The sequence below is a fragment of the Kosakonia oryziphila genome (assembly GCF_900094795.1).
Classification (GTDB): domain Bacteria; phylum Pseudomonadota; class Gammaproteobacteria; order Enterobacterales; family Enterobacteriaceae; genus Kosakonia; species Kosakonia oryziphila.
In genome coordinates this window covers 40,067-57,160 of sequence record NZ_FMBC01000013.1, presented here as the reverse complement: position 1 = coordinate 57,160, position 17,094 = coordinate 40,067, and the positions used below count along the sequence as shown (strand labels likewise).

Here is a 17,094-nt window from a genome sequence, read left to right as displayed (position 1 = left end):
CCACCGTCATTTAACACGGTTGCGATACTTTTTGAACCTGAACGGAGCAGCACAAATGTGTGCATCCTCAATGCTCCGTCCCGCTTTCAGGCAAGGTGTTCAGACACCTTACTTAAAGCATAGCCAACACTTTTCAACTCCTGAAAAAATAAACCCATCAACGACATTTTCCGGCAAAAACTTATAAAAAAAGGTGCCGAAGCACCCTTTTTTTATTTTTCGCTTATGCCAATTGGCGCAACATTCGACGCAATGGTTCCGCAGCGCCCCACAAAAGCTGGTCACCAACAGTAAAGGCGGAGAGGAACTCCGGCCCCATGTTCAGTTTGCGCAGACGGCCAACCGGCGTGGTCAGCGTACCAGTGACAGCCGCAGGCGTCAGCTCACGCATGCTGATTTCGCGATCGTTCGGCACCACTTTTGCCCACGGGTTGTGCGCAGCCAGCAGCTCTTCCACCGTCGGAATTGACACGTCTTTTTTCAGTTTGATGGTAAACGCCTGGCTATGGCAGCGCAGCGCGCCGATACGTACGCACAGACCGTCAACCGGAATGGTGGACGCCGTGTTGAGAATTTTGTTGGTTTCGGCCTGGCCTTTCCACTCTTCGCGGCTCTGGCCGTTATCGAGCTGTTTGTCGATCCACGGGATCAGGCTGCCCGCCAGCGGTACGCCGAAGTTATCAACCGGCAGTTCGCCGCTGCGGGTCAATGCTGTGACTTTGCGCTCAATATCGAGGATAGCCGAAGCCGGATCCGCCAGCTCTGCCGCTACATGGCTGTGCAACTGGCCCATCTGGGTCAGCAGTTCGCGCATATGACGCGCACCGCCACCGGACGCTGCCTGGTAGGTTGCTACAGAGGCCCATTCCACCAGATCGTTGGCGAACAGACCGCCCAGCGACATCAGCATCAGGCTGACGGTACAGTTACCGCCAACAAAAGTTTTGATGCCATTATTCAGGCCATCATTGATAACCGCCTGGTTAACCGGGTCGAGGATAATAATGGCGTCATCTTTCATGCGTAAAGAAGATGCTGCGTCGATCCAGTAGCCCTGCCAGCCGCTTTCACGGAGCTTTGGATAGATTTCATTGGTATAATCGCCGCCCTGGCAGGTGACAATGATGTCGAGTGCCTTCAGCGCTTCCAGATTGAACGCATCCTGAAGCGTACCTGCTGCATGGCCGCCAAACGCCGGTGCAGCCTGCCCAAACTGGGAAGTGGAAAAGAAGACAGGGCGAATGGCGTCGAAATCGCGCTCCTCAACCATGCGTTGCATGAGTACAGAGCCGACCATTCCACGCCAGCCGATAAAACCAACATTTTTCATAGCGAAAGTTCCTGCAGAGGTATGTGCTGAAGATGTGTACCAGTATCCCACTGGGCCAGTGCTCACATTACAAAATGCAGCCAAAGTCGCAAGTGAAATTAATCAATGATAGCGAATGCATCAGAAACGCGGCTAATTACTGCAAGTTTGCCGCCAGCGTCAGGGATAATAATAAATGAGTGAAATCATCTCCGCAGCGGTGTTGTTGATCCTGATAATGGATCCATTAGGCAACCTGCCCATCTTTATGTCGGTGTTAAAACATACCGAGCCGAAACGCCGCCGGGCGATTATGATCCGCGAGCTGCTGATCGCCCTGCTGGTGATGTTTATTTTCCTGTTTGCCGGGGAAAAAATCCTCGCGCTGCTTAATTTACGCGCGGAAACGGTATCGATTTCCGGCGGCATCATTCTGTTCCTGATCGCCATTAAGATGATCTTCCCCAGCGAAACCGGCAGCAGTTCCGGCCTGCCTGCCGGTGAAGAACCGTTTATCGTGCCGCTGGCGATCCCGCTGGTCGCTGGCCCTACGCTGCTGGCAACGCTGATGCTGCTTTCACATCAGTATCCAAACCAAATGAGTCATCTGGTGATTGCGCTATTAATCGCCTGGGGCGGTACGGTCGCCATTTTGCTGCAATCGACGCTGTTTTTACGCCTGCTCGGCGAGAAAGGGGTGAATGCACTGGAACGCCTGATGGGATTGATTCTGGTGATGCTCGCCACCCAGATGTTCCTCGACGGCATTCGGGTGTGGATGAAGGGTTAAGCCCGCCGCATCTCCGCCCTCCGTTCGTGTGTATATGTGTGTATAATGATTTTTGGGTTAGGGAGGACCTATGAAATCTGCTGACCTGTTGAAAGAACTGATCGCCGCCGGTTGTGTTCTTCAGCGGCACATCAGATCTGGTGGTCACCCATCACGGGGAAAACCTTTCCTGTACCGCATCCAAAGAAGGATTTACCTCTGGGAACGGTCAGATCAATCAAAAAAATGGCGGGGATCTAATCCCCGCCGACTATGGAGGTAACTATGTTTTTCTCTGTCGGGGTTGAATCACCTAAAGATGCAGATACTGCGTATGGCATTGCAGTTCCGGCTTTCGATCAATTCGACTACGGCTGTGTTTCCGCTGCTGATGAGCAGATTGATATCCCGGTGATGGCTCGCGAGGCCATTCTCAGCATTATTGAAGAGATGATGTTAAACGGCGCGCATTCAGTGAAGGATATAACCGATGCTGGCTACATGGTGTATGCCGCGAACCCGGATTACACGCACTGTGATTCCTGGTTCATGATTGACGTCGATTTGTCAGGGTTTGAAGGCAAACAGCAGCGAGTGAATATCACCTTACCGGATGTGCTGATTAAGCGTATTGATGGTTTTATTCAGGATAAACGCGCTGTTTATAAAGACCGAAGCCATTTTCTGGCGCAGGCAGCTCGCCACGAACTGGCGAATAAGTAGCGCTTGCCGCGCCAACAGGAAATGAAAGAAGGAATAACTATTTTGGCCCAGTAAGCATCTTGCCACTGGGCCATGCAGCTTAACTCAACAACGTGAAAGCAATCATCCCGATAATGGCACCGGTGGTGCCGAGAATGGTTTCCATCATTGTCCAGGTCTTCAGCGTTTGTGCTTCGGTTGCGCCGGTAAAACGGCCATACAGCCAGAAACCCGCGTCGTTCACGTGGCTCACTACGATTGAACCACCCGCGATACAGATGGAGAGTGCCGCCAGTTGCGCGCCGTTGAAATGCAACTGTTCAATAACCGGCATCACCAGACCAACTGCCGTCAGACAAGCAACGGTTGCAGAACCCTGAATAATGCGCACCGCCGCCGCCAGCACGAAGCAGGTAATAGCGATAGGCAGACCCATACCGGTCAGCGCTTCACCCAAAGCCGGACCCACGCCTGAGTCAACCAGTACCTGTTTGAACACGCCGCCCGCACCAATCACCAGCAAAATAATGCCCGCCGGTTGCAACGCGTGGCCGCAGATTTCCATAACGCGATCTTTCGGCATCCCCTGACGCATCGCCAGGCCGTAAATCGCCACCAGGCACGCCACAAGGATCGCGGTGAACGGATGACCGATAAATTCCAGCCAGTTGTACAGGTTGCTACCTTCAGTAACGAAACGCGCAGCAATTGTCTTCATCCCTACCAGCACCAGCGGCAGCAGGATCAGCGACAAGCTGAAGGCGAAGGACGGCATTTTGCCTTCGCCAAGATGCGGCTCGCTCACCTCATCAGGAATGTGCAATTCAACATAACGGCTGATGAAGTTGCCCCACAGCGGGCCGGCAATCAGCATACCTGGAATGGCCGCGCACAGGCCAATCAGGATCATCCAGCCGAAATCAGCGTGCATCTGCGAAGCCAGCAGCATCGGCGCTGGCCCCGGCAGCAGAAACGCTGCCGCTGCCGCAACACCGGCAAACAGTGGAATCACCAGTTTAACCAGGTTGGTACCCGTGTGGCGTGCCATTGAGAAAGCCACGCTAATCAGCAACACAATTGCCACTTCAAAAAACAGCGGCAATGCGCAAATCAGCCCGGCCAGTCCAATCGCATAATGCGCGCGGCTGTGGCCGAAAGATTTCAGCATCTTGACGGCAATTTGGTCCACCGCCCCGGTTTCATGCAGGATTTTGCCGAACATTGCGCCAAGCGCGACTACAATCGCCAAAAAGCCGAGCGTTCCACCCATCCCTTTTTCCATAGTCTGCGCGATCTTAATCAGCGGCATACCGGAAAAAAGCCCTGCACCAATAGAAACCACCATCAAAGCGACGAAAGCGTGCATGCGCGCTTTCATCACTAAAAACAGCAGCAACAGCACGGAGCCGACTGCTGTTAAAACCAGTGTTAATGTACTCACTGCACATTGCCTTTGCTAATAATCTCAATGGTGCTGGCAACAACACCTTCCAGCGGCTGGTCGATATCAACAACCAGAACGTCGCGCTCGTCAGCACCCGGCTCTTCAAGGGTGTCAAACTGCGTGACCAGCATTTGCGTTTTAAAGAAGTGGCCTTTACGCGCCTTCAGACGGCTTTCGATAACGTCGAAATCCCCTTTCATATAGATGAAGGAGAGGTTCGGGTTACCGTCGCGCAGCAGGTCGCGATAGTGCTTTTTCAGCGCTGAGCAAACAATCAGCGACACTTTATTAGTGCGCTGCATGGCGAAAGCGGCATCGTTCAGCGCCTGCAACCACGGTTTGCGGTCGTCGTCGTTGAGCGGTTCGCCGGAAGCCATTTTCATGATATTGCTGCGCGGATGGAGGAAATCGCCATCGAGAAACGCGGCATGTAACTGATGCGCCACTTCGCTGGCGACAGCAGATTTGCCACTGCCTGAAACGCCCATCAGGATATAAATGTGGTGATCAAAGTTCGTCGTGCTCAAGGGTAGCCCCCACAAAGTGCAAGAGTGAATTGTTACGGGTAACTGTTATCGGTAACATTGTCCTGCCGGGGTTACGGAGAAGCAATATGCATTCGTGCCAGAGATAAATAAGTGTGAGCTACTTCAAATTTGTCAGACTAAATAGATCCACCCGGTGACAAAGTGAAACCTAAATCTAACATTTTCGGCGTAACTGCTTCACCGCGAATGCGCGCCAGTAAGCGCTCTGCGCCAATGCGCCCCATGCGCTCACGCGGCGTCAGGACGCTCGCCAGACGCGGCTCCATCACCTGGCCAATATCGTGACCGTGGAACCCGGCAATCGCCATATCTTCCGGGATCCGCAGCCCCAGACGCTGGCACTCAAACGCGGCGCCGACGGCAAGGTCATCGTTGGTACAGAAAATCCCGTCCAGTTGTGGGTACTCGCGGCGCGCCTGACGCATCAGTTCTATTCCTGACGTGTAAGAGGATGACTGCTCCATCATGACGCTGTACGGCGTCAGCCCGGCATCCAGCATCGCCTGCTCGTAACCCTGCTGTTTGATGATAGTACGTTCATCCAGACGTGCGCCGAGATACGCCACGCGCCGGTGGCCGCGTGCGAGAATGGCGGCGGTCATCTGCCGCGCGGCTTCGAAGTTGTCAAAACCCACAGCGATATCAATGCATGGCGAACGGCTGTCCATCAGTTCCACCACCGGAATACCCGCAACCTGAATCATTTTCAGCGTGCGCGCGGTGTGTTTGCGTTCGGTGAGAATCAGCCCGTCGATATTCCACGAAAGCATCGATTCCAGACGTTCCTCTTCCATCTCCGGTTTATAACCGTAGTGGGCGAGCATCGTCTGATAACCGTGCGCGTCAGTCACGCTTTCAATACCGCGTAAAACTTCGGCGAAAACCTGGTTGGTCAATGAGGGAAGCAGAACGCCAACAGCCCGGCTGGTGGCATTGGAGAGAATATCGGGAGCGCGATTGGGAATATAACCCAGTTCATCAAGCGCAGCGGCGATTTTGCCACGTAAAGCCACGGAAACCTGCTCCGGGTTACGTAAAAAACGGCTGACCGTCATTTTGGTCACGCCAACGCGATCGGCCACATCCTGAAGTACGGGTCTTTTCTTTTTCATCGTCCTGACATTTTTATCTGAGAGAGAGTTCCCCAGTTTATCACGGACAATATGCAACCTTCCGGTAATAACCGAAAGGTTGCGTCATTTATTCAACTAAATCAGATCAAACCGGCGGCAAATCGAACAGCAGAATCTCACTATCACTATCGGCATGAACCGAAATAGCCTGCTCGTCCCAGATTGCCAGACCATCGCTGGTGGTCGCTTTGGTGCCATTTATGGTCACACTGCCTTTCACCACCTGGATCCAGACGCGGCGTTCAGCGGCAATCTGATGGACAGACTGCTCATCTTTCAACAGCGCCCAGCGATACAGTTCCATATCCTGATTCACTTTCAGCGAACCGTCGCGGGCATCCGGCGACAGCACGAGCTGTTTACCCTGCTGGGCGTCGAAACGGCGCTGTTCATAACGCGGCGTGATACCTGTTTTTTCCGGAATGATCCAGATCTGATACAGACGCAGACGATCGGTGTCGCTCGGGTTGTACTCAGAGTGACGCACCCCGGTACCGGCGCTCATAATCTGGAATTCACCGGCGGGCACCTGCTCTTTATTGCCCATGCTGTCCTGGTGTTCAACTGCGCCTTCCAGCACGTAGGTCAGGATTTCCATGTCTTTGTGCGGATGTGTGCCGAACCCCTGGCCCGCATCGATCACGTCGTCGTTAATCACACGAAGTGCCGAGAAGCCCATGAAATTCGGGTCGTAATAATCGGCAAAAGAGAAGCTATGCCAGGAATCCAGCCAACCGTGATTTGCGTGGCCGCGATCGTTTGCTTTACGTAAATAGATCATCTTTTTTTACCCCCGTATGTTTTCGATGGAGTAAGTGTGGACGCAAACGTCAGGCAATCATAGAGGGTGAAAATTGACTCCTCTGTTCAAAAAAAATGAATAATTACAGAGGAGCTATTTTTACTTATTTCGCAAGGGTTATCGTGGCTGGAGATGCCTGTTCAAAGGCGCGTTCGAGCAGTTCAAGGTTGGTAAGAACTTCAGATTCCTTGACGTAATTTGGCGCCCCGGTTGTCAGCGTCTGATAGAGCGCATCATAAACGCGTCCATAGTCGCCGGTTTCTGGCGCAACCTCTTCGCGCACCGTTTCGCCCGCCGCATTCACATACTCCAGAATGCCGATACTGTCGTCAGCGGCAAAGCCCGGTTCACCCGGCATAATATTGGCTTTCAGGCTGGTTTCCTGTTGATCGATACCGTATTTGATAAACGAGCCTTTCGTACCATGCACAATAAATTTCGGGTAATCGATTTTTACCAGATGGCTGGTTTTTACGATGGCTTTTAAATCGCCGTAAAAGAGCTGAGCTTCAAAAGTATCGTCCGGATTGGCCTTGTTACGCAGGCTGCGAATATCGTAGGCCGCATGATCGGGGCGACCAAACAGCGAGATAATTTGGTCCATAGTATGCACGCCGAGGCCATAAAACGAGCCATCCTGCGGCAACCCGGGTTTGGTTTCCGCCACCGGGCGGTAATAGTCAAAGTGGCTTTCAATTTCAACAATATTGCCAAGCTTACCGCTTTCAATCGCTTTTTTAGCGGTCAGGAAGCAGGAGTCAAAGCGGCGATTCTGGTACGGCGAAACCGTCAGGCCTTTGCTTTTCGCCAGTTCAAACAGCGCGATCGCTTCCGCCATTGTCGGGGTAAACGGCTTTTCCACCAGCACGTTTTTCCCCGCTTCCAGCGCGCGCTTCGCATAGTCGAAATGGCTGTCGGCATGAGTACAGACAATCACCAGTTTTACCTGCGGATCGAGCAGAATGTCGTCCAGATCGCTGGTGAAATGAATATGTTGATACGCGGGATGTTGTTCTTCCGGTTTTGCATGGCGGCGAAAGATGTGCGCCACGCTCCAGCTCGCTTTCCGGTTGAGAACATAGGGAAGATGATAACGGGTCGTGCTTTTGCCAAAGCCGATAAATGCGCAACGTAGAGTCATGATCCAGTCCTTGTTGAGGTGACTGTCACTACCATAGCGCAACTTCGAAAACCATGCCCCTCGCCCTTTTCTCAAAAGGCAGCCGTGAAGCGGGTACCACCAGCAAATGACAGGCAAAAAAAAGCCAGCACGCGGCTGGCTAAGAAATACTGGAAGCAATGTGAGCAATGTCGTGCTTTCAGGATTACCGCAACGGTTCCCCTGAATGCATGACAATAATAATTATTATCATTCGCACTTGTCTACAATTTTTTGCAAAAAATGGCAGTTGACGCTTTTTATGAAAGCCCGGAATGTATTGGTAAACCTAACCAAACGGAGAAGCAGGATGAGTGAGATAGTGATACGCCATGCCGAAGCGCGCGATGCAGAAGATTTACGCCAGTTCTATGCGCTACCTGAGGTGTATCACAACCTGCTACAGCTACCGCATCCGCCTGCCGAACTGTGGGAAGATCGCCTGAAACCACAGCCAGGACGCCGCCAACTAGTCGCCTGCATTGATAATCAACTTGCCGGAAACCTGACATTGATGGTGGAACAGAACCCGCGCCGCAGCCACGTTGCCACCTTTGGCATGGCAGTTTCGTCGGCGTTTCACAACCGTGGCGTCGCCAGCGCGCTGATGCGCGAGATGATCAACCTGTGCGACAACTGGCTACGCATCGACAGAATTGAGCTAACCGTGTTTGTCGATAATGATCCGGCGTTGGCGGTGTACCGTAAATTCGGCTTTGAAATTGAAGGCACCGGAAAACATTATGCGCTGCGTAACGGCGAGTTTGTCGATTCGTACTTTATGGCGCGCATGAAAGGCTAACCCCTTCCCTCTCCCCTACGGGAGAGGGAAACCATTCAATATCCGGCCGTTAGATCATCCACCGAACGCGGGTCCGACGCGCCATACAGCGTACCATCTGGCGCCACCATAATGCTCTGCGTGCTGCCCATCGCCTCTTTCACCACCACTTTTTGCCCTTTCTGTTCCAGCAGTTTCAGCGTATCCGGACTAAAGCCTTTTTCAACGCGCAATTCATCCGGCAACCACTGATGATGGAAACGTGGTGCATTGCTGGCTTCCGCGACGTTCATTCCGAAATCGATAGAATTCACCACCATTTGCAGCACCGTGGTAATAATCCGGCTGCCGCCTGGGCTGCCGGTCACCAGCCACGTTTTACCGTCTTTCAGCACAATGGTCGGCGACATTGATGACAGCGGCCGTTTGCCAGGCTCAACCGCGTTCGCATCGCCGCCTACCAGACCATATACGTTTGGCACACCGGGTTTGGCAGAGAAGTCATCCATTTCGTTGTTCATCAGGATGCCGGTATTGCCAGCTACGATACCGGTGCCGAAGACCGTATTTAGGGTATAGGTGACGGCCACCGCCGTGCCCTCTTTATCCACCACCGAATAGTGCGTGGTTTGGTTGCTCTCGTAGGGTTCAAGCTTGCCGGGGCGGATCTGGCTGGAAGGGCGGGCTTTATTGAGATCAATCTGCGCGGCAATCGATTTGGCATACGCTTTATTGGTCAGCGCCTGCCACGGCACTTTGACGAAGTCCGGATCGCCGAGATATTCGGAGCGGTCAGCATAGGCGTATTTCTCCGCTTCAGTCATCACCTGCATAGCATCGGCGCTGCCAAAGCCATATTTCGCCAGATCGAAGTTCTCCAGAATATTGAGGATCTCGACGATATGGATCCCACCGGAAGAGGGCGGCGGCATGGAGTAGACCTGGTAGCCGCGGTAGTCGCCGCTGATCGGCGTGCGCTCCACGGCTTTGTAATTGGCTAAATCCTCTTGCGTGATAAGCCCGCCATTTTTGCTCATCTGCTGGGCGATTTGCTCAGCGATAGCGCCTTTGTAGAAGGCGTCCGGCCCTTTTTCCGCAATCATCTCCAGGCTTCTGGCCAGATTGCTCTGCACCAGTTTGTCACCCTTTTTCAGCGGCTCACCATCCTTCCAGAAAATTGCTTTACTGTTTTCATTATTTGGCAGCACTTCGCTGCCGTAGATTTTCAGATCGTTAGCCAGCGCATCGTTGACCACAAAGCCCTGCTTCGCCAGTTTAATCGCAGGCTGCACCACTTTTTTCAGCGGCAGCGTACCGTACTTTTCCAGCGCCATTGAGAAACCCGCCACCGTGCCGGGCGTACCGGATGCCAGATGCGAAGTCAGGGATTTCTTGCTGTCCGGATTACCTTGATCGTCAAGGAACATATCGCGCGTGGCGGCGGCAGGCGCCATTTCCCGGAAATCGATCGCCGTGACGTTCCCCTCTTTGGTACGAATCAACATAAAACCGCCACCGCCGAGGTTACCGGCCTGCGGGTGCGTGACCGCCAGCGCATAACCCACCGCGACGGCCGCATCAACGGCATTCCCTCCCTGCTTCAGGATATCGACGCCGACGCGCGTTGCGGCTTCATCCACCGACGCTACCATGCCTTGCTTCGCAACAACCGGGTGGAAGACATCGGCTTCAACACCGTATGAGACCGGCGGCGGCGCAGCCGAAACGCAAAAACATCCTCCCGCTGTCAGCGCAGCAATTGCCACCCAACGCGCAAACTTCTGTTTCATCATCGTCGTTACTCCCGAGTAAGAGGCTACCGTTCCCGCTTAAGCCTGGTTCACAACTCTTAAAAAATCATTTTCATCAATGAAAGCAAGTAAACTGAAAGGAAGCATCAACAGGAGGGAATAACAATGAAACATTTACTGATTCTGGCGGCTCTGCTGCCTTTTAGCACCTTTGCACAGCCGCTAAACACGACGAATAACCCAAACCAGCCGGGGTATGTGATCCCAAGCCAGCAGCGGATGCAAACTCAGATGCTCAACCAGCAACAACAGCAGCAAAGCATGCTGAAGCAACAGCAGCAGACGCAAAGCCGAATGCAACAGCAAAATCTGCAAATGCAAATGGATAACAACTCGCAGCGGATTAAACAGGCACAGCCTGGCGCGCTTAACCAGGGCCAGCAGGTACTGCCGAATAGCGGTAGCGGAATGTTAAGCGGCGGGGCGAATTCTGGCGGGACGACGACGCAGCAGCATATGCTGCCGCAAAATTAAAACGGCAACTTGCAGCAAAGCACGTCGTCGTCGACCACATCTCAATAACGGAAGTGCGGCCCGATATCGTCGATTTTATCGGTGCAGATGCTGTCCACGCCCCAGCGCAACAGTTCGGCAGCGCGCGCGGGCTGGTTTACGGTGTAAACCAGAATGCGTAAGCCCGCGTCGCGCAGCATACGCACCCGTGCTTCATCCAGCAGTTTATGATTTAGATGGATGGAGACGCATCCCAGGCGCGTGGTCAGCACCTGCCAGTCATCGCGCCACTCATCAAGTAACAGGCCGCGCGGCAGTTCCGGCGTGGCTTGTTGGGCTGCTTCCAATGCGTCGATTTCAAACGAAGAGAGCAACGGTGCAATCATGCCTGCCCACAGTTCACGGGCGGCCAGCGCCACCACTTTGCCGGTCAGCGGACCGGTGCCAGTGGTGGGTTTGATTTCGATATTCGCCATCAAGCTGTGCTGGCGGCAACGTTCCGCCACCTGCGAAAGCAACGGCAGCGGCTCGCCTTTGAATTCGCCGCTAAACCAACCACCAGCATCCACTTTCAGCAAATCATGCCACGGCAGCTCTCCCGCCACTCCCCAGCCATTACTGGTACGCTCAAGGTTGTCGTCATGCAGCAGGAAAATCTCGCCGTCTTTCGACAACTTGGCGTCAAACTCAATCATGGTATGCCCGTAACGCGCGCCGACGTCGATTGCCGCCAGCGTGTTTTCCGGTGCCAGTTTCCCGCCGCCGCGATGGGCGACGATGTGGGGATAAGGCCAGTTACTCATACGCGTTGTCCTGTTTCACCATCAAATAAGTGCAGGTTATTTTCCGGCAGATGCAGCCATAACGTGCTGCCCGCCGCCGGGCGTTCCTGATGCGATAAGCGAACCACCAGCTTCTGCTCGCCCCAGCGACCGTGCGCCAGGTTGTCTGCGCCGAGCATCTCCAGCGTCTCCATCACCAGCGGAACACCACCTTCGGCCTGTGAGCTTAACGCAATATGTTCCGGGCGGATACCCAGCGTCATTTTGCGCCCGGCGTAGCCGCGGTAGTACCAGCTGATCGGCAACGCCATACCGCTACCCAGTTCAAAATGGGTGCCCTCGCTATTGATGCGACCCTCCAGCAGATTCATCGCCGGGCTGCCGATAAAGCTCGCCACAAAGCGGCTGGCGGGTTTTTCATACACCTCTACTGGCGTACCGATTTGTTCAGCGACGCCTTTATTCATCACCAGTACACGTTGCGCCAGCGTCATCGCTTCAACCTGATCGTGCGTGACATACAGCGAAGTGGTATTCAGGCGGCGATGCAGTTGTTGTAATTCCAGACGCATCTGCACACGCAATTTAGCATCGAGGTTCGACAGCGGTTCATCAAAGAGAAACACCGCCGGATCGCGCACAATGGCGCGGCCCATCGCTACACGCTGACGCTGGCCGCCGGACAATTCGCGCGGGCGTCGCTTTAGTAAACCATCCAGTTCAAGAATGCGCGCCGCTTCCGCTACCCGACTGGCAATATGCGTTTTGCCCATGCCGCGGATTTTCAGTCCCCACGCCATGTTCTCTTCCACGCTCATATGCGGGTAGAGCGCATAGTTCTGGAACACCATTGCAATACCACGATCTTTCGGCTCCCTTTCGGTCACGCGCTGGGTATCGATCCAGATATCGCCGCTGGAGACGCGCTCCAGCCCGGCAACCATACGCAATAACGTTGATTTCCCGCAGCCCGAGGGGCCAACCATCACGATAAATTCACCATCCGCCACGTCCAGCGTCAGCGGCTGGATAACCTGCGTTTTGCCGCTGTCCCAGCTTTTGGTTACAGCCTGTAATTTTAAACCTGCCATCTTATTTCTCACTGTCCACTAAACCACGCACAAACGCGCGTTGCATGGCTAAAACGATAACGACCGGGGGGATCAACGTCAGCAGCATCGCCGCCATCACCTGATTCCATTGCGTAGTGCCTTCACCGCTGGCAATCATGCCTTTCACGCCCGCCACAGCAGTGCCGAGGTTAACGTCGTTGATAATCAGCAGCGGCCATAAATACTGGTTCCAGCCGTAAATAAAGGTGATCACGAACAGCGCTGCCAGGTTGATTTTGGAAAGCGGTAGCACAATGTCGCGGAAAAAGCGCATTGGCGAGGCGCCATCAATGCGTGCGGCTTCCATCAGCTCATCGGGCAGAGTCATAAAGAACTGGCGGAACAGAAATGTCGCGGTGGCCGAGGCCATCAGCGGCAACGTCAGACCAGTGTAACTATCGAGCATCTTCAGGTTGGCGATCACTTCCACCGTCGGGAAAATACGTACCTCGACCGGCAGCATTAAAGTGATGAAAATCATCCAGAAGAAGAGGTTCCGCAGCGGGAAGCGAAACCAGACGATAGCGAAAGCCGACAGCATCGACACCGTGATTTTGCCCACCGTAATCGCCAGCGCCATGATGAAGCTGTTGGTCAGCATCAGCCAGAACGGCGCGCTATTTACGCCGACGCCGTTCACCCAGATGTTGCGCAGGTTTTCCCACAGGTGCGAACCGGGAATTAAGGTCATCGGCGTGTCATAGACGGCGTTGATATCCAGCGTCGCAGTCACGAAGGCGACATACAGCGGAAACAGCACCACGACGATACCGAGAATAAGCATGATATGGCTGAACAGTGTCAGTCCGGGGCGATTCTCAATCATTGGTAGCGCACCTTACTTTCAACATAGCGAAACTGGATAACCGTCAGCACAATCACCAGCACCATCAGTACCACCGACTGCGCCGCCGACGCAGAAAGATCCAGTCCGGCAAACCCTTCGCGGTAGATTTTGTAAATCAGCGTGGTCGTCGCCTGTACCGGGCCACCAGCAGTCGCAGCATCAATCACCGGGAAGGTATCGAAGAAGGCGTAAACAAGGTTCACCACCAGCAGGAAGAAACTGACCGGCGCGATAAGCGGCAGCGACAGTTTGAAGAAGCGGCGAATCGGCCCGGCACCGTCAATAGCGGCAGCCTCGACCAGCGAACGGGGGATCGATTGCAGCGCAGCGAAAAAGAACAGGAAATTGTAGCTGATCTGTTTCCACACCGAGGCGAAAACCACCAGAAACATCGCCTGACCGCTGTTTTGTGCATGGTTCCAACTGTAGCCAAACTGTTCCAGAAAATGGGTAATCAACCCACGGCCGGGGTTAAACAGGAAGATCCACAGTACAGCGGCAACGGCCGGCGCAACCGCATAAGGCAGCAGCATCAACGTCTGGTAGATACGGCTGCCGCGCACTACGTTGTCCACCAGCGCAGCAAAAAACAGCGAGACAAACAGGCCGCTAAAGGTAACCAGCGCGCTAAAGCGCATCGTGGTCCAGAAAGAATCCAGATAGTAGCTGTCATGAAACAGCGCGATAAAGTTGTCCAGCCCGACAAACTGGCTGGAAAGCCCGAACGGATCCACGCTTTGTACCGAGTACCACAACGCTTCGCCCGCAGGCCAGATAAAGAAAATAATGGTGATGACCAGTTGCGGGGCAACCAGCAGCCAGGGTAGCCAGCGAGAACGGAACACCGGACGGGATGATGACATTGCGATTTGCTTCCTGAACCGCGCCAGGTGGCGCTCTGCTTATCCGGCCTACAAGCATCTGCAGGCCGAATAAGGCAAAGTCGCTACCCGGCATTTCTACATTAGGACTTCGTTGACTGCTCGAAACGGCGCAGCAGTTGGTTACCACGCTCAACGGCGGAATCCAGTGCCTGTTGCGGGGTTTTCTTACCGGTCCACACGCTTTCCAGCTCTTCATCGACAATGGTGCGAATCTGCGGCATGTTGCCCAGACGCAGACCTTTGGTGAACGCCAACGGCGGCTTGTTCAGCATCTGACGCGTAGCGATATCAGCACCCGGGTTTTTGTCATAGAAGCCCTGTTTGCGGGTCAAATCGTAAGCGGCAGTGGTGATCGGCAGGTAACCGGTTTTCTGGTGCCATTCGGCGGCAATTTCCGGTTTCGCCAGGAAGTCGAGGAACTGCGCCACGCCTTTGTAGGTCGCCTTATCTTTGCCCTGCATCACCCACAGGCTTGCCCCGCCGATGATGGCGTTCTGCGGTGCGCCTTTTACGTCAGCGTCGTAAGGCATCATGCCCACGCCGTAGTTGAATTTGGCGTAGTGACGAATATCCGCCAGCGAACCGGAAGAAGCCGTAGTGATGGCACAGTCACCGTTGTAGAACTTCTCGGTGGATTCGTCTTTACGCCCAAAGTAGCTGAAATCGCCTTTCTTGTTCAGATCTTCCAGCATGGCGATATGTTTCACCTGCTCCGGCTTGTTGAACTCGAGCACTGCGTCAGTACCGTCGAAGCCGTTATTTTTGGTCGCTACCGGCAGGCCGTGCCAGGCACTGAAGTTTTCAATCTGGATCCAGCCCTGCCAGCCGCTGGCGTAACCGCATTTCATTCCGGCCGCTTTCAGCTTCGCGGTATCAGCAGCCAGATCCTGCCAGGTTTTCGGCGGCTGCTCCGGATCTAAACCGGCTTTTTTGAAGGCATCTTTGTTGTAGTACAGTACCGGCGTGGAGCTGTTAAACGGCTGAGAAAGCAGATGGCCGGATTTAGAATCGGTGTAATAACCGGAAACGGTCGGTACGAACTGGCTTTCATCAAAGTTAATACCAGCGTCTTTAAATACCTGATACACCGGCTTGATCGCTTTGGACGCCATCATGGTGGCGGTGCCTACTTCATACACCTGCAAAATGGCAGGCGCGTTACCGGTACGGAACGCAGCGATACCTGCGCTCAGGCTCTGCTCATAGTTGCCTTTGTAGACCGGAACAATTTTGTAATCCGGGTGTGTGTCATTGAAACGTTGCGCCAGGGAGTCAACTTCTTTACCTAACTCCCCTTCCATCGAATGCCAGAACGGAATGGTGGTTGCAGCCATAGCGTTGCCTGCAAAAACTAACCCCATAGCCAGACCCAAAGCTGTATGCCGTAACGTTGTCATTGTGATCTCTCTTGTTATACGGGATGCGCGATATCACGCGTTTTTATGCTCGCGAGGTAACATGACATGCTCGAATTACAGAAAAATAACCTTTTAATTACAATAAAATGACAGCCAGGCGTCAGGGAAATGTCGCAGAGATGATGGTACGGTGACGAAAAAATGGCGGCTAATCGGCGGGTTGATGACGCCGTCCGTAAAGGTAAAAAGGCTTCCCCGTAGCGGAGAGGCCTTTTTGTTACATCAATAACAGTACAATCTGCATCGCCTGGCGGCTCAACATGTCAGCCATATCAATCAACCGCCTGAGGTACTGCCCGCATAAAATTTGCTAAAAAACCGGCTCTTACAAAGCCGGGTTATAGCCTAAATAATTCGAGTTGCAGGAAGGCTAACACACATGCAATTTGAAGTATGACGGGTATAGATACTGTTACCTCAAAGAATTACCCACCCAAATAAGCGCTGCGCACCGCTTCGTTCGCCAGCAGCGCGTCGCCGGTATCTTCCAGTACCACGTGGCCGTTCTCCAGCACGTAACCGCGATCGGCGAGCCTCAACGCCTGGTTGGCGTTCTGCTCCACCAGGAAGATGGTCATCCCTTCTTTGCGTAGTTGCTCGATGGTGTCGAAGATTTGCTGAATGATGATGGGCGCCAGGCCCAGCGACGGTTCATCCAGCAGCAACAAACGCGGCTGGCTCATCAGTGCGCGGCCAATCGCCAGCATCTGCTGTTCACCGCCGGACATGGTGCCCGCTCGCTGAATACGCCGTTCATGCAGACGCGGGAACAGCGCATAGACCCGCTCAATGCGGCTCTGGAACTGTTCACGATCGGCGAAGAAACCGCCCATCGCCAGGTTCTCTTCCACGGTCATTCGAGAAAAGACGCGGCGCCCTTCCGGCACAATCGCCACCGCTTCACGCATGATTTTCGCGGTCTGCCAGTCGGTGATCTCTTTGCCGTCAAACACAATATGCCCGCTGCTCGCGCGCGGATCGCCGCACAGCGTGCCCAGCAGCGTAGTTTTGCCCGCGCCGTTAGCACCAATCAAGGTCACGATTTCACCCTGATTAATATGCAAACTGACATCGTGCAGCGCCTGAATTTTGCCGTAGTGGGCGCTAACTTTGTCAAAAGATAACATCACTTTTTCCATC

The 17,094-nt window shown here is 53.8% G+C and carries 17 protein-coding genes and 1 pseudogene; 5 read left to right on the top strand and 13 right to left on the bottom strand.

The window, feature by feature from the left end:
• Positions 1 to 223 precede the first annotated feature (223 nt).
• Complete coding sequence (gene asd / locus GA0061070_RS08295; protein WP_090135202.1) at positions 224 to 1,330, bottom strand: aspartate-semialdehyde dehydrogenase; 1,107 nt, start codon at positions 1,328 to 1,330, stop codon at positions 224 to 226.
• A gap of 175 nt (positions 1,331 to 1,505) precedes the next feature.
• Here asd and GA0061070_RS08290 point away from each other — a divergent pair, with 175 nt between their 5' ends.
• The 3 genes and pseudogenes from GA0061070_RS08290 (at position 1,506) to GA0061070_RS08280 (ending at position 2,801) form a co-directional block, all read left to right on the top strand.
• Entirely contained in the window at positions 1,506 to 2,099 is a 594-nt protein-coding gene (locus tag GA0061070_RS08290; RefSeq protein WP_090135201.1) for a YhgN family NAAT transporter, read from the top strand.
• 70 nt (positions 2,100 to 2,169) lie between these two features.
• A pseudogene (locus GA0061070_RS08285) lies at positions 2,170 to 2,339 on the top strand (type II toxin-antitoxin system HicA family toxin).
• Between the two features lie 24 nt (positions 2,340 to 2,363).
• A complete protein-coding gene (locus GA0061070_RS08280; protein ID WP_090135200.1) occupies positions 2,364 to 2,801 on the top strand; it encodes a type II toxin-antitoxin system HicB family antitoxin in 438 nt (145 codons plus the stop codon).
• Between the two features lie 79 nt (positions 2,802 to 2,880).
• On the opposite strand, the gene gntU is transcribed toward GA0061070_RS08280, so the two are convergent.
• The 5 genes from gntU to GA0061070_RS08255 form a co-directional block, all read right to left on the bottom strand.
• Positions 2,881 to 4,221 (bottom strand): gluconate transporter, encoded by a 1,341-nt coding sequence (gntU, locus tag GA0061070_RS08275; RefSeq protein ID WP_090135199.1) that lies wholly within the window; start codon positions 4,219 to 4,221, stop codon positions 2,881 to 2,883.
• Positions 4,218 to 4,751 carry a gluconokinase gene (gene gntK / locus GA0061070_RS08270; protein ID WP_090135198.1) on the bottom strand — a complete coding sequence of 178 codons (534 nt, stop codon included), beginning with the start codon at positions 4,749 to 4,751 and terminating at the stop codon, positions 4,218 to 4,220. Before gntK ends, gntU begins: the two co-directional genes overlap by 4 nt.
• Positions 4,752 to 4,888: 137 nt before the next feature.
• A complete protein-coding gene (gene gntR, locus GA0061070_RS08265) occupies positions 4,889 to 5,884 on the bottom strand; it encodes a gluconate operon transcriptional repressor GntR (protein ID WP_090135197.1) in 996 nt (331 codons plus the stop codon).
• A 106-nt stretch (positions 5,885 to 5,990) separates the two neighbouring features.
• The gene (locus GA0061070_RS08260; RefSeq protein WP_090135196.1) at positions 5,991 to 6,686 is read right to left on the bottom strand and encodes a pirin family protein; all 696 of its coding nucleotides are present in this window, start codon (positions 6,684 to 6,686) and stop codon (positions 5,991 to 5,993) included.
• Positions 6,687 to 6,810: 124 nt separating this feature from the next.
• Positions 6,811 to 7,848 (bottom strand): oxidoreductase, encoded by a 1,038-nt coding sequence (locus tag GA0061070_RS08255; protein WP_090135195.1) that lies wholly within the window; start codon positions 7,846 to 7,848, stop codon positions 6,811 to 6,813.
• A gap of 328 nt (positions 7,849 to 8,176) precedes the next feature.
• Here GA0061070_RS08255 and yhhY point away from each other — a divergent pair, with 328 nt between their 5' ends.
• Positions 8,177 to 8,668 (top strand): N-acetyltransferase, encoded by a 492-nt coding sequence (gene yhhY, locus GA0061070_RS08245; RefSeq protein ID WP_090135194.1) that lies wholly within the window; start codon positions 8,177 to 8,179, stop codon positions 8,666 to 8,668.
• A gap of 35 nt (positions 8,669 to 8,703) precedes the next feature.
• On the opposite strand, the gene ggt is transcribed toward yhhY, so the two are convergent.
• Positions 8,704 to 10,440 (bottom strand): gamma-glutamyltransferase, encoded by a 1,737-nt coding sequence (ggt, locus tag GA0061070_RS08240; RefSeq protein ID WP_090135193.1) that lies wholly within the window; start codon positions 10,438 to 10,440, stop codon positions 8,704 to 8,706.
• Between the two features lie 123 nt (positions 10,441 to 10,563).
• Here ggt and GA0061070_RS08235 point away from each other — a divergent pair, with 123 nt between their 5' ends.
• Entirely contained in the window at positions 10,564 to 10,932 is a 369-nt protein-coding gene (locus GA0061070_RS08235) for a DUF2756 family protein (RefSeq protein ID WP_090135192.1), read from the top strand.
• A 41-nt stretch (positions 10,933 to 10,973) separates the two neighbouring features.
• Here GA0061070_RS08235 and ugpQ read toward each other — a convergent pair whose 3' ends face one another.
• From ugpQ to livF, 6 genes are all read right to left on the bottom strand, one after another.
• Entirely contained in the window at positions 10,974 to 11,714 is a 741-nt protein-coding gene (gene ugpQ / locus GA0061070_RS08230; RefSeq protein WP_090135191.1) for a glycerophosphodiester phosphodiesterase, read from the bottom strand.
• Positions 11,711 to 12,784: a sn-glycerol-3-phosphate import ATP-binding protein UgpC gene (locus tag GA0061070_RS08225; protein WP_090135190.1), complete on the bottom strand. Its 1,074-nt coding sequence runs from the start codon at positions 12,782 to 12,784 to the stop codon at positions 11,711 to 11,713. The genes ugpQ and GA0061070_RS08225 overlap by 4 nt, the downstream gene beginning before the upstream one ends.
• A gap of 1 nt (position 12,785) precedes the next feature.
• Entirely contained in the window at positions 12,786 to 13,631 is an 846-nt protein-coding gene (ugpE, locus tag GA0061070_RS08220; RefSeq protein ID WP_090135189.1) for a sn-glycerol-3-phosphate ABC transporter permease UgpE, read from the bottom strand.
• Positions 13,628 to 14,515 carry a sn-glycerol-3-phosphate ABC transporter permease UgpA gene (ugpA, locus tag GA0061070_RS08215; protein ID WP_090135188.1) on the bottom strand — a complete coding sequence of 296 codons (888 nt, stop codon included), beginning with the start codon at positions 14,513 to 14,515 and terminating at the stop codon, positions 13,628 to 13,630. The genes ugpE and ugpA overlap by 4 nt, the downstream gene beginning before the upstream one ends.
• Before the next feature lie 101 nt (positions 14,516 to 14,616).
• Positions 14,617 to 15,933 carry a sn-glycerol-3-phosphate ABC transporter substrate-binding protein UgpB gene (ugpB, locus tag GA0061070_RS08210; RefSeq protein ID WP_090135187.1) on the bottom strand — a complete coding sequence of 439 codons (1,317 nt, stop codon included), beginning with the start codon at positions 15,931 to 15,933 and terminating at the stop codon, positions 14,617 to 14,619.
• A 446-nt stretch (positions 15,934 to 16,379) separates the two neighbouring features.
• Positions 16,380 to 17,093, bottom strand: a complete 714-nt coding sequence (gene livF / locus GA0061070_RS08205) for a high-affinity branched-chain amino acid ABC transporter ATP-binding protein LivF (RefSeq protein ID WP_090125827.1) — start codon at positions 17,091 to 17,093, stop codon at positions 16,380 to 16,382.
• Position 17,094: the final 1 nt, after the last annotated feature.

Coding starts and splice junctions, on each gene's coding strand:
- asd (WP_090135202.1), bottom strand. CDS start 1,330: ATGAAAAATGTTGGTTTTATCGGCTGGCGTGGAATGGTCGGCTCTGTA.
- GA0061070_RS08290 (WP_090135201.1), top strand. CDS start 1,506: ATGAGTGAAATCATCTCCGCAGCGGTGTTGTTGATCCTGATAATGGAT.
- GA0061070_RS08280 (WP_090135200.1), top strand. CDS start 2,364: ATGTTTTTCTCTGTCGGGGTTGAATCACCTAAAGATGCAGATACTGCG.
- gntR (WP_090135197.1), bottom strand. CDS start 5,884: ATGAAAAAGAAAAGACCCGTACTTCAGGATGTGGCCGATCGCGTTGGC.
- GA0061070_RS08260 (WP_090135196.1), bottom strand. CDS start 6,686: ATGATCTATTTACGTAAAGCAAACGATCGCGGCCACGCAAATCACGGT.
- GA0061070_RS08255 (WP_090135195.1), bottom strand. CDS start 7,848: ATGACTCTACGTTGCGCATTTATCGGCTTTGGCAAAAGCACGACCCGT.
- yhhY (WP_090135194.1), top strand. CDS start 8,177: ATGAGTGAGATAGTGATACGCCATGCCGAAGCGCGCGATGCAGAAGAT.
- ggt (WP_090135193.1), bottom strand. CDS start 10,440: ATGATGAAACAGAAGTTTGCGCGTTGGGTGGCAATTGCTGCGCTGACA.
- GA0061070_RS08235 (WP_090135192.1), top strand. CDS start 10,564: ATGAAACATTTACTGATTCTGGCGGCTCTGCTGCCTTTTAGCACCTTT.
- ugpQ (WP_090135191.1), bottom strand. CDS start 11,714: ATGAGTAACTGGCCTTATCCCCACATCGTCGCCCATCGCGGCGGCGGG.
- GA0061070_RS08225 (WP_090135190.1), bottom strand. CDS start 12,784: ATGGCAGGTTTAAAATTACAGGCTGTAACCAAAAGCTGGGACAGCGGC.
- ugpE (WP_090135189.1), bottom strand. CDS start 13,631: ATGATTGAGAATCGCCCCGGACTGACACTGTTCAGCCATATCATGCTT.
- ugpA (WP_090135188.1), bottom strand. CDS start 14,515: ATGTCATCATCCCGTCCGGTGTTCCGTTCTCGCTGGCTACCCTGGCTG.
- ugpB (WP_090135187.1), bottom strand. CDS start 15,933: ATGACAACGTTACGGCATACAGCTTTGGGTCTGGCTATGGGGTTAGTT.
- livF (WP_090125827.1), bottom strand. CDS start 17,093: ATGGAAAAAGTGATGTTATCTTTTGACAAAGTTAGCGCCCACTACGGC.